10 protein-coding genes and 1 pseudogene are annotated in these 11,593 nt (G+C 67.1%); 2 read left to right on the plus strand and 9 right to left on the minus strand.

All coding sequences use genetic code 11. The features are described from left to right. Positions 1 to 39: 39 nt before the first annotated feature. The 6 genes and pseudogenes from ligA to CBI38_RS18550 all read right to left on the minus strand — a co-directional run. On the minus strand, positions 40 to 2,130 hold the full coding sequence (gene ligA, locus CBI38_RS18525; RefSeq protein ID WP_109331064.1) for an NAD-dependent DNA ligase LigA: 2,091 nt from the start codon (positions 2,128 to 2,130) through the stop codon (positions 40 to 42). A 41-nt stretch (positions 2,131 to 2,171) separates the two neighbouring features. Further along, the gene (locus CBI38_RS18530; RefSeq protein WP_109331066.1) at positions 2,172 to 3,194 is read right to left on the minus strand and encodes a methionine synthase; all 1,023 of its coding nucleotides are present in this window, start codon (positions 3,192 to 3,194) and stop codon (positions 2,172 to 2,174) included. After that, positions 3,191 to 4,285 carry a tRNA 2-thiouridine(34) synthase MnmA gene (gene mnmA / locus CBI38_RS18535; RefSeq protein WP_109331068.1) on the minus strand — a complete coding sequence of 365 codons (1,095 nt, stop codon included), beginning with the start codon at positions 4,283 to 4,285 and terminating at the stop codon, positions 3,191 to 3,193. Before mnmA ends, CBI38_RS18530 begins: the two co-directional genes overlap by 4 nt. Further along, the gene (locus CBI38_RS18540; RefSeq protein ID WP_109331070.1) at positions 4,285 to 5,505 is read right to left on the minus strand and encodes a cysteine desulfurase family protein; all 1,221 of its coding nucleotides are present in this window, start codon (positions 5,503 to 5,505) and stop codon (positions 4,285 to 4,287) included. The genes mnmA and CBI38_RS18540 overlap by 1 nt, the downstream gene beginning before the upstream one ends. 17 nt (positions 5,506 to 5,522) lie before the next feature. Continuing rightward, entirely contained in the window at positions 5,523 to 6,443 is a 921-nt protein-coding gene (locus tag CBI38_RS18545; RefSeq protein WP_109331072.1) for a lysophospholipid acyltransferase family protein, read from the minus strand. After that, positions 6,440 to 6,601: pseudogene (locus CBI38_RS18550) on the minus strand (phosphohistidine phosphatase); the annotation flags it as partial. The pseudogene CBI38_RS18550 and the gene CBI38_RS18545, both read right to left, overlap by 4 nt. Positions 6,602 to 6,858: 257 nt before the next feature. Between CBI38_RS18550 and CBI38_RS18555 the strand changes: the two are divergent. After that, the gene (locus tag CBI38_RS18555) at positions 6,859 to 7,920 is read left to right on the plus strand and encodes an IS110 family RNA-guided transposase (protein ID WP_109331074.1); all 1,062 of its coding nucleotides are present in this window, start codon (positions 6,859 to 6,861) and stop codon (positions 7,918 to 7,920) included. Here CBI38_RS18555 and CBI38_RS18560 read toward each other — a convergent pair. The 3 genes from CBI38_RS18560 to CBI38_RS18570 form a co-directional block, all read right to left on the minus strand. After that, a complete protein-coding gene (locus tag CBI38_RS18560) occupies positions 7,842 to 8,606 on the minus strand; it encodes a GNAT family N-acetyltransferase (protein WP_109331076.1) in 765 nt (254 codons plus the stop codon). The two genes, CBI38_RS18555 and CBI38_RS18560, sit on opposite strands and share 79 nt — an antisense overlap. A gap of 134 nt (positions 8,607 to 8,740) precedes the next feature. Continuing rightward, positions 8,741 to 9,697 (minus strand): electron transfer flavoprotein subunit alpha/FixB family protein, encoded by a 957-nt coding sequence (locus CBI38_RS18565; protein ID WP_109331078.1) that lies wholly within the window; start codon positions 9,695 to 9,697, stop codon positions 8,741 to 8,743. Between the two features lie 46 nt (positions 9,698 to 9,743). After that, a complete protein-coding gene (locus CBI38_RS18570) occupies positions 9,744 to 10,544 on the minus strand; it encodes an electron transfer flavoprotein subunit beta/FixA family protein (protein WP_109331080.1) in 801 nt (266 codons plus the stop codon). 239 nt (positions 10,545 to 10,783) lie between these two features. Between CBI38_RS18570 and CBI38_RS18575 the strand changes: the two genes are divergently transcribed. Then, positions 10,784 to 11,587 (plus strand): class I SAM-dependent methyltransferase, encoded by an 804-nt coding sequence (locus CBI38_RS18575; RefSeq protein WP_109335190.1) that lies wholly within the window; start codon positions 10,784 to 10,786, stop codon positions 11,585 to 11,587. Positions 11,588 to 11,593: the final 6 nt, after the last annotated feature.

Raw genomic sequence — 11,593 nt, forward strand, 5'->3', positions numbered from 1 at the left:
ACACCTCACGGTGCCCAAAAAACGGGAGTGAGGAACCGGTCACATCTCCGAATCGGCCACAGCCTCCGGCCCACCTTCGAGCAGTCGCCGGAATCCGTCCTCGTCGAGAACAGCAACACCGAGTTCGACGGCCTTGTCATGCTTCGAGCCCGGTGATTCCCCGACCACCACATAGGCCGTCTTCTTCGACACCGAACCCGCGGCCTTGCCGCCTCGGACGAGGATGGCTTCCTTGGCCTGATCACGCGAGAACGTCTCGAGTGATCCGGTCACCACGATCGACAAGCCTTCGAGGTTGCGCGGGATCGATTCGTCACGTTCATCTTCCATGCGCACCCCGGCCGCCGCCCACTTCTCGACGATCTGCAGATGCCAGTCGACTCCGAACCATTCCGCGACCGCGGCGGCGATGGTGCCGCCCACGCCGTCCACTGCCGCCAACTCCTCGACAGAACTCTGGCGGATCCGATCGAGCGAACCGAACTCGCCGGCAAGCGCACGGGCAGCCGTGGGTCCCACATGACGAATCGACAACGCCACGAGCACCCGCCACAGCGGTTTGTCCTTCGCGGAGTCGAGGTTGTCGAGGAGCCGCCGGCCGTTGGCGGAGAGAGCCCCCGCCTTGGTTCGGAAAATCGACGTCTTCAGGAGATCGTCCTCCGTGATCGAGAACAGGTCACCCTCGTCCTCGATCGCCCCGGCCTCGAGCAGCCCCGTCGCGGCCTCGTAACCGAGCACCTCGATGTCGAACGCGCCGCGGCCCGCGACGTGGAAGACCCGCTCGCGGAGCTGCGCGGGACAGTAGCGCTGATTGGGGCAGCGGATGTCGGCATCCCCCTCCTTGGCCGGGGCCAGGAGGGTGCCGCACTCGGGGCAGTGCGTCGGCATGACGAACTCGTGCTCGTCGCCAGTACGCACGTCGACGACGGGGCCCAGAACCTCTGGGATGACGTCACCAGCCTTGCGGATTACCACGGTGTCACCGATCAGGACACCCTTGCGCTTGACCTCGGAGCCGTTGTGCAGGGTGGCGAGAGACACGGTGGAACCGGCGACGGTGACCGGTTCCATGTAGGCGAAAGGTGTAACCCGTCCCGTCCGCCCCACATTGACCCGGATGTCGAGGAGCTTGGTGGTGGCTTCCTCGGGCGGGTATTTGTACGCGATCGCCCACCGCGGGGCTCGCGAGGTGGAACCGAGCCGGCGTTGCAGCAACATCTCGTCGACCTTCACCACCAGTCCGTCGATTTCGTGCTCGACGTCGTGCCGGTGTTCACCCCAGTACTGGACCTTCGCCACCACCGCGTCGGCGCCCACGACACGGGAGGTGTGTGAGGAGACGGGCAGACCCCACGCGGCCAGCGCCGTGTAGGCGTCGTACTGCGAGACGGGCTCGAACCCTTCGATCCGGCCGAAACCGTGACAGATCATTCCGAGACGGCGCCGGGCAGTGACCGCGGGATTCTTCTGCCGCAGCGAGCCGGCTGCGGAGTTGCGGGGATTCGCGAAGGGCGCCTTGCCTTCGTCGACGAGCGCGGCGTTGAGAGCCGCGAAATCCTCGAGCCGGAAGAACACCTCGCCGCGCACCTCGAGCAAGGCGGGAACCGGGTATTCGTCTGTGCCGGTGAGTCTTTCCGGAATGTCGTCGATCGTGCGTGCGTTGAGTGTGACGTCCTCGCCCGTGCGCCCGTCACCGCGAGTGGCTGCGCGCACGAGTCGGCCGTTCTCGTACACGAGGTTGAGTGCGACGCCGTCGATCTTCACCTCGCAGAGGTAGGGCAGATCGGCGCCCGCCTCCTGTTCCACCCGGCTGATCCAGGTGCGCAACTCGTCTGTGGCGAACACGTTGTCGAGACTGAGCATGCGCTCGAGGTGGTCGACGGAGGTGAAATCCGTCGCGAAGCCGCCGCCGACGAGCTGGGTCGGCGAGTCGGGGGTGCGCAGGTCCGGGTATTGGTTCTCGAGGTCGTTCAACTGTCCGAGCAGCGCATCGAACTCACCGTCGGAAATGACGGGCGCGTCGCGGACGTAGTAGCGGAACTGATGCTGCCGCACTTCCTCGGCCAGTTCGTTCCACCGCTCCCGTACGTCGCCGGGGGCCGGTGTCGGGGCTTCGGTCGATTCAGTCACGTCCGAAGATTAACCGGTCGGGCCGACAGCCAACCCGCGAGTCACAGTGATTCGGGGTCGTCGGTGAACGCACTACTCACTTCAGTGCTCAGACGCAGGGCCTCACGACTCCACTGCTCGTCTGCTCCGGCGAGCCCACATGCCGGCGTGACCGCCACCTGGGTGCGCAGTGTCGTGCGGGGAAAACCGAGTCGGTCGATCAGCGTCACGGCCGGTGCGGCGAGGTCACGCCACGTGGTGGGGATCGACGGCGCCATGCTGGGGATCAATCCGAGAGCCAGCTCCTTCCCGGCGTCGAGCAGTTCCCCGATCCCGTCCAGATCGGCTGCTGTCAGCTGCGCCACGTCCAGGCCGACCGCTCGTGCCGTACTGCGCCGCAGCAGGTCGGTGGGTATCCCCGCGGCGCAGCAGTGCACCATCGTGACACCACCGGAGCCGGTGAGAGCCGCCTCGAGCACCGCGAGGGCCTCCGGCTCGGGCAGCGCGCGAACCGTCTCGAGACGGGTCCGGCCGGACAACGTGCCAGCCAGCACCGCAGGCAACCGCGGTTCGTCGAACTGGATCAGGACCTGCGCACCGAGACGTCGGGTCACCTCGGCGGCATGCCGGGCCACACCCTCGCCCAGCGACTCGGCGAAGTCCCGCACCGCACCCGGATCGGTGAGGACGCGGCGGCCCGTGCCGAACTCCACTTCCGCGGCCAAGGTGAGCGGTCCGACCGCCTGCACTTTCACCACATGGTCGGCGCCGACCAGACCGGCAGCCTCCCAGGCTTCTTCGAGCGCGTCGAGGTCCTGGTTCAGCAGGTCGGTAGCACGCTTGGCCACCGAACCTCTCCGCGAGACCACCCGGTACGCCGTCGTGGATACGTCCAGCTGCAGATCGACGAGAAGTGCGCTCGCACGGCCGATCAAGTCTGCTCCCAGCCCCCGCGCCGGCAACTCCACCAGGTGGGGAAGCCTGCCCAGTTCACCGAGAACGATCGTGGCGGCTTCGCGTGCATCGGTTCCGGGCCACGAGCCGACGCCGGTGACGGCACCGGCCAGCGAAACAGTGTGTGTCACTGCGCGGTCGGACGGGAGTCGGTACCCGAGATCGTTCCACTGCCGAGCACGATGTCGCCCGCCGGATCCGTTCGGTAGAGGACCACTGCCTGACCCTTGGCCACACCGGTGAGGGGTTCGCGCAGCGAAATGGCGATGCCGCCGTCAACTGCCTCGGCCACGGCCTCGGCCAGGCCGCCGTGCGCGCGTACCTGAACCGTGCACTCGATCGGCGCGTCCGGCACCCGGCCCGACGTCCAGACGGCTCGCTCGGCGCTGATCGCGTGCACCTCGAGGTTGCGAGCAGAACCCACCCGGACGGTGCCCGTCTCCGGCTCGATCGCCGTGACGTACCGCGGCTGTCCGTCCGCTGCGGGACCCTGGACGCCGAGCCCCTTGCGCTGGCCGATGGTAAAGCCATGTACGCCTTCATGTTCCGCGAGAACTTCACCCGAGTCGGCGTCGACCACACTTCCCGGGCGCACACCGATCCGCGCGCCGAGGAACGCCCTGGTGTCGCCGGAGGGGATGAAGCAGATGTCGTGGCTGTCGGGCTTGTTCGCCACGGCCAGACCCCGCTCGGCCGCCTCCGCCCGGATCTTCTCTTTCGGGGTGTCACCTACCGGGAACATCGCCCGGGACAACTGCTCGGCGGTGAGCACACCGAGAACGTAGGACTGGTCCTTGTCGGCATCGACAGCGCGCCGGAGCACCCCGTCGTGAAGCTGCGCATAGTGACCCGTGGCCACTGCGTCGAACCCGAGTGCGATGGCGCGATCCGCCAGCGCCGCGAACTTGATCTTCTCGTTGCAGCGCAGGCAGGGGTTGGGTGTCTCACCGGCGGCGTAGGACGCCACGAAGTCGTCGATCACGTCTTCCTTGAAGCGATCGGCGAAATCCCAGACGTAGAAAGGGATTCCGAGAACGTCCGCCGCACGCCTGGCATCACCGGCGTCCTCTTTGGAGCAGCACCCCCGCGATCCGGTCCGCAAGGTTCCCGGATCGGCGGACAACGCCAGGTGCACACCGACCACGTCATGCCCTGCAGCCACAGCCCGGGCCGCAGCGACGGCGGAGTCGACTCCGCCACTCATGGCCGCCAGTACTCGCATCAACGATTCCCTCCACGCGCTCCGACACCGGCGAGCCCCGCGGCGCGGGCTCGCTCCACTACTTGCGGCAGCGCCGCGATCAACGCTTCCACGTCTCCCGCCGTCGACGTGTGCCCCAACGAGAACCGCAGCGAACCCCGCGCGGTGGCCGGGTCCACACCCATCGCCGTCAGGACGTGACTCGGGCGAGCCACGCCCGCCGTACACGCCGAACCGGTGGAGCACTCGATTCCCGCTGCGTCGAGCAACATCAGCAGGGAATCACCCTCACAGCCGGGGAAAGTGAAATGGGCGTTGCCGGGCAGGCGTGCAGCACCGACCGGCCCGTTCGACACGGCGTCGGGAAGAATTTCCTGCACTCGGGTGATCAGCTGGTCCCGCAGGACGGTCAACTCCTCGGCGCGCGCGTCGAGGTTCGCGGTGGCGTGCCGCAATGCCGCTGCCATCCCGACGACACCGGCCGTGTCCGGGGTACCCGAACGCACGTCGCGCTCGTGACCGCCGCCATGCAGTAACGGAACGCATGCCACCTGCCGTCCGAGCAGCAGTGCACCGACTCCCTGCGGGCCGCCCACCTTGTGCGCGGCGATACTGAGCGCGGAGAGACCGCTCGCGGTGAAATCGACCGGCAGATGGGTGACGGCCTGGACCGCGTCGCTGTGCATGGGAATTTCGAACTCCGCCGCGACCGCTGCCAGTTCGGCGATCGGCATGATCGTGCCGACCTCGTTGTTGGCCCACATAATCGTGACCAGTGCGGTTTCGTCGGCATGGCGGGCCAATTCGTCGCGCAGCACGTGCGGGGACACCCGACCGCGCTCGTCGACCGGAAGCCACGAAACCTGGGCGCCTTCGTGCTGCTCGAGCCACTCCACCGCGTCGAGGACGGCATGATGCTCGACGGAACTCGTGATGATCCGCACCCGGGCGGGATCGGCGTCGCGGCGGGCCCAGAAGATGCCTTTGACCGCCAGGTTGTCACTTTCTGTTCCGCCGGAGGTGAAGATCACCTCGGACGGACGGGCCCCGAGGTCGGCCGCGATCGATTCGCGCGCCTCCTCGATACGCCGACGGGCGGCACGCCCCGAGCCGTGCAGCGAGGACGCATTGCCCACGGTCGAGAAGACGTCGGTCATCGCCTGGACGGCCGCGGGCACCATGGGAGTGGTAGCTGCGTGGTCCAGGTAGACAGGGCTGTCGGCACTGCGGGCAGAGGTCATGACCCGACCAGGATAACTCAGGCGATCAGGCGCTCTTCCGTCTCGATCCGGGTATCGGCCCGCTGGGCGGGCTCCCGCGTCGGATCGAGGATGTCGTGCGCTGCGAGATCGATGGGCTCGGAACCCCGCACGGCGCGCTCACAGCGGGCGGCAAGATCTCGGCGCGACTCTCCCGGGTACTCGATCGGCGCCAGCCGGACTTCGGCGACGACGCCTTTGTGCCGAATGATTCGCCGAATCGACCCGCCGATGGTCTCCTCACCCACGAAGCACGGCCCGGTGGTCAATTCTCCCCCGCGCATCGTGTACCGCAGGGACACCGGCTGCACCGGGCACTCCGCGTCGATCGCCGCCTGGAACAGCGCCGGGCGGAAACCTCCGTACGCGCGCCCGCACCACGTCGTCCCCTCCGGGAAGGCGGCCACCCTTTCGCCGTCCCGCAGTCGTGTCGCTGTTGCGGCCACGGTGCCCGGCAGCGCCCGCAGGTCGTGCCGGTCGATCGGGACGATCCGCATCCGCCGCGCGAGCGACCCCAGGATCGGCCAGTCGAGAAGGTCTCCCCGCGCAACGAAGCTCGCCGGGTGAAGAGCACTGAGAACCAGGACGTCGGTCCAGGAGACGTGACCCGCCACCACCAGGATGCCACCCTCGTGCCGCCGCTTCCCGCGGTGATCGACCACCTCGAGCCGCAGGCCCACACACCGCAGCAGCATTGCCGCGTACCGGCGTTGAAGACCGGTCCGCCAGTTCTGTGGCATCACGCACCCGGCCGTCAGCAGCGGCGCGGTCACCAGGGCGGAGGCTACGAGGAACCAACGGATCGCGACGACAAGAGCCGAGACTCCCGGCGCCTCCGGGGGCAGGCATCCGCTGCCGCACGGACTCGACGGCATCCAGGCGTGGACGGGAACCGGCGTCTCGCTCGAGGTGGTGCTCATGCCTGGGTCCCGGTTTCGAGGTACGCCGATGCCGAACGCAGCCGTTCGAGGTAACGCTCGTTCGCGTGATGCAGTCCCTGCAGCGCGACGAAGTCGGCGACACCGAATTCCGGGTCGTGCGCCGGCTCCCCGCACACCTTCGCGCCCAGACGGAGGTACCGACTTATGTTCGTGAGAGCGGCACGTGGTCGGGTTAGCTGCCCGTAATGTGCCGTAGCAGACCGGAAGGGTTGACTCCTGAGGTTCCTGTCACCCCCATCCAGCGGGGTTGACTTTGCGGGGGTTTGTCGCCCCTTCCGGTCTGCGTTCGCGGAGTGACTGGAGAGAGGCGTGACCCCAAGCTGCTGTGAGAGGTACTTGAAGTCGGATTGTCCTCCGCGGATCCCCATCCCAGCAGAGAAGGGAACCGTCCTCCATGATCGTCATCGGCATCGATCCCCACAAGTCCACCCACACCGCCACCGCGGTCGACCCCGTCACCAACACCGATCTCGGCTCGATCCGCATCGACGCCACCCTCGCCGACTACAAGACGCTGATCGCCTGGGCCAAGGCCTGGCCACAGCGCCAGTGGGCAGTCGAGAATGCCGAGGGGCTCGGACATCACCTGGCGCAATGGCTAGTCGTCCTCGGGGAGATGGTCCTCGACGTTCCGGCCACCGCCACCGCCCGGGTCCGGCAACTCTCCCGCGGCGGCCGGCGCAAGAACGACCGCATCGACGCCGCCGCGGCCGCGTGTGTGGCCGCCCTGCAGGGCGACGCCCGACCGGTCGTCCCCGAAGGCCCGACCGACGTCCTGGCCTTGCTCGACGAACGTCGAACAAACTTGTGCAACAATCGCACTCGCATCGCCAATCAGCTGCACGCGTTGTTACGACAGTTGCTGGCCGGCGGGGCGCCAACCTCCTTGACTGCCGCCTCGGCCACGGCACTGCTGCGGGGCTTCCGTGCCCGCAGCGAGGTGGACCGAACCCGCGTCGGGCTGTGTCGCGACCTGATCGCCGACCTCCGGCGCCTCGACGACCGGCTCGCGGTGAACGAGAAACAGATGACCCAGGCTCTCGACGAGCACGGCACCCGTCTGCGGGAGGTCGACGGGATCGGTCCGGTGACCGCCGCCCGCTTGATCGGCCGAACCGGGCGCGTCAGCCGGTTCCCGACCGCCGCGGCCTTCGCAAACTACAACGGCTCGGCACCGGTGCAGATCGCCAGCGCCGACACTGATCGCCACCGCCTGTCCCGGTACGGAGACCGGCAACTCAACAGTGCGCTCTACACGATCGCGATGGTCCAGATCCGGATGCCTGCCAGCACCGGCCGCGGCTACTACGACAAGAAGATCGCAGAGGGCAAGAGTGGCCGCGCAGCGAACCGCAGCCTCAAGCAGCACCTGTCCGATCACGTCTGGCGCATCATGCTCGCCGACGAAAAACGCAGCCACCGACAACGCGAGGAAGAATCCGAAAGGGCTGCTTGACAAATAGAGAGGCACCCCCGCAGCAACGGGGGCAGCGAAGGCCGGGCAGGTGGCTCGATCTCGTCGAGGGATCGGCCGGCCACGCGGACCGGGTTGCGGGGAACGACCCGGGCCGCAGGGTCGTTGCCGTGCTTGCTCAGGAGCAGATCTCGCACGCCGCGCACGTTGGAGCCGGCCGGGACATCGGGATGCTCCTGCATGGGCACGGACACGCAGCCCATCACCCAGTCGTAGCCGGTCAGCTGCAGGTAGTGGAGAATTCCGGACCACATCAGGCTCAGTACCGAGCCGGAACGGTGGTCGGGGTCGACGCACGCCCTGCCCATCTCCACGATCCGATTGCCTCGCGGGTCCAGGGCCGAGATGTCGAACTCGGTGGCCGTGTAATAGCCACCGGCCTGCGCGGCGGCATCCGGCGGAAGCATGCGGTAGCAGCCGACGAATTCGCCAGTGGCCTCGTGGCGGACGAGTAGATGGTCACAGAATTCGTCGAATCGGTCGGCCTCGAGCCCAGTGGTGGTGGCGGGAACCGAGAAACCCGGCTCCGCGGCGAACACGCGGTAACGCAGCCGCTGGGCCGCCACCCGATGCTCGCGGTCGGAGGAGACTACGAGGGAGTACCGGGGTGGAACTACAACGGTATCGGCGGTGTCACTCGCTGCGCGAAGAACAGACGAAGTTGTCATGGCGCAGGTTTACCGAGCAGGGGCGGCGGCGGGGCATCGACTAGGTGTCGTGTCGATGCAGCCGGGGTGAACGGTATAGATACGACAGCGGCCCCGCTCCCTCGAGGGGAACGGGGCCGCCGACAAGGCGATTTCTAGCCCTTGTGGGTCTTGACAGCCTCGGTGAGCTGCGGAGCCACGTTGAACAGGTCGCCGACGATGCCGAAGTCGGCGATCTCGAAGATCGGCGCTTCCTCGTCCTTGTTCACGGCGACGATGGTCTTCGAGGTCTGCATACCTGCGCGGTGCTGGATGGCACCGGAGATGCCGAGCGCGATGTACAGCTGCGGGGAGACCGTCTTGCCGGTCTGACCGACCTGGAACTGGCCCGGGTAGTAGCCGGAGTCCACAGCGGCACGCGAGGCGCCCACCGCGGCGCCGAGCGAATCGGCGAGCTCCTCGACGACGGAGAACTTGTCCGCGCTGCCGACGCCACGGCCACCGGAGACGACGACGGTCGCCTCGGTGAGCTCGGGCCGGTCGCCGCCAACGATCGGATCACGCGAGGTGATCTTGACGACGCCCTCGTCCTGCGCGGGAACCTCGACCTCGACCTTTTCGCCCGCGCCTGCCTCCGGCTTCGCCTCGATGGCACCCGGACGCACCGAGATGACCGGGACGTCACCGTTGGCCTTCGCTTCGACGGTGAACGCGCCACCGAAGATGGAGTGCACAGCGCTGCCGTCGGACTTCACGTCGACGACGTCGCAGAGCAGGCCGGATCCGATGCGGGCGGCGAGACGTCCGGAGACCTCTTTGCCTTCGATGCTCGCGGCGGTGATGACCGCGGCCGGGGCAGCGGACTCGACGAGCGACGCGAGGACGTCGACCTTCGGGGTCACCAGATAGCCCTCGATGTCATCCGACTCGGCGACATAGATCTTGGCTGCGCCCGCAGCCGCGAGTGCGTCGGCGAGCTTGTCCGCGGTACCGGCGGGACCGGTGACCACTGCGGCCGGCTCACCGAGCGCGCGAGCGGCCGTGATCAGTTCGGTGCTGACCTTCTTCAGTGCACCCTCTGCGTGCTCGACGAGCACCAGTACTTCTGCCATGTCTAACTCTCCCTGTATATGTCTGCTGGTCTGTGGAGGGCGCGGATCAGATGATCTTCTGGCCGACGAGGTATGCGGCGATCTTGCTGCCGCCGTCGCCCTCGTCGACGATGCGCTCACCAGCGGTACGCGGGGGCTTGGGCGTCGAGGCGGTGACGGTGGTGCCCGCGTTCGCGACACCGACGGTCTCCGGGTCCACCCCGAGGTCGGCCAGGGTGTAGGTGATGACTTCCTTCTTCTTCGCGGCCATGATGCCCTTGAAGGAGGGGAAACGGGGCTCGTTGATCTTCTCGGTGACGCTCACGATGGCAGGCAGGTTCGCCTCGAGGCCGAACACACCCTCGTCGGTCTCCCGCTCACCGGTCGCGACACCGTCGGCAACCGTGAGCTTGCGCAGCTGCGTGAGCTGCGGGATGCCCAGGTACTCGGCGATGATCGCGGGAATCGCGCCCATCCGGCCGTCGGTGGCCTCGTTGCCGGCGATGATCAGGTCGGCGGGCTCGTCGTTCTCGAACGTGATCTGTCCGAGAGCGGCCGCAAGCGTCCACGCCGTCTGGATCGCGTCGGAACCGTGGAGTGCGGGGTCATTGATGTGCACAGCCTTGTCGGCACCCATGGACAGGGCCTTGCGGATGGCGTCGGTGGCGCGGTCCGGACCTGCGGACAACACGGTCACCTCGCCGCCCTGCGCTTCCTTGATGAGAAGCGCCTCTTCGACGGCCCGCTCGTTGATCTCGTCGAGCACGGCGTCGGCGGCCTCGCGGTCAAGCGTGTAGTCACCGTCGGTCAGCTTGCGCTCGGACCATGTGTCGGGGACCTGCTTGATCAAAACAACGATGTTCGTCATGGGTCTTCGTCGACCTCCTGTGTGTACTTGCCTGGTTATCGCGAGTTGCTCCGCATGAGCGGAGCTCTCGTCTTCGTATGTCCTCGCACAATTGCTCTGCGACAGATTACCTCACGCTAAGTTACCCGCTGGTAACTTGCGTGAAAGCCTCGTTCACCATAAGCCTGAACATCACTTTCGGTGCTGTGATGTGGACCACCTGGACGAGCGACCTCGTCGGTGGCACTAATCTCGCACCGGTGAGCGAATCATTTGTCGGCGACCGCGAGAACGCACCGCTGCCCGCAACCGGAGACGAGCAACTGCCCCTCACGGGCGAGCGGACCGTGCCCGGCATCCCCGAGGAGAACTACTGGTTCCGGCGTCACGAGGTGGTCTACCGCGACCTCCTGCCCCGCTGCGCCGGCCGGACCGTCCTCGAAGCAGGATCGGGAGAAGGCTACGGCGCCAACATGATTGCCGACGTGGCGAAGCGCGTCACCGGCCTCGACTACGACATTTCCGCAGTCGAACACGTTCGGGCCCGGTACCCCCGGGTCGAGATGTTGCACGGCAACTTGGCCGAGCTTCCCCTCGGCGATGCCTCGGTGGACGCCGTCGTCAATTTTCAGGTAATCGAACATCTCTGGGATCAAGCGCAGTTTCTGCGGGAGTGCTTCCGCGTGTTGACGCCGGGCGGCGAACTTCTCGTCAGCACCCCCAACCGAATTACGTTCTCGCCCGGTCGGGACACACCGCTCAACCCTTTCCACACCCGTGAACTCGACGCCACCGAGTTGACCGAGCTGCTCGAGGAAACGGGGTTCACGGTGTCGCTGATGACCGGCGTCCACCACGGTGAACGGCTGAAGGCCCTCGACGCCAAGCACGGTGGTTCGTTCATCGGCGCCCAGATCGACCGGGCCCTCGCGGGCGAACCCTGGCCACCGGAACTCACCCGTGACGTCGAGGGCATCACGGTCGACGACTTCGTCTTGCGCGAGGGCAACATCGACGACAGCCTCGACCTCGTAGCCGTCGCGGTGAAGGATCCCGTGCAGTGACCGATT

Origin of the sequence: Rhodococcus oxybenzonivorans (assembly GCF_003130705.1) — a bacterium.
In the GTDB taxonomy this organism is placed as follows: Bacteria; Actinomycetota; Actinomycetes; order Mycobacteriales; family Mycobacteriaceae; genus Rhodococcus_F; species Rhodococcus_F oxybenzonivorans.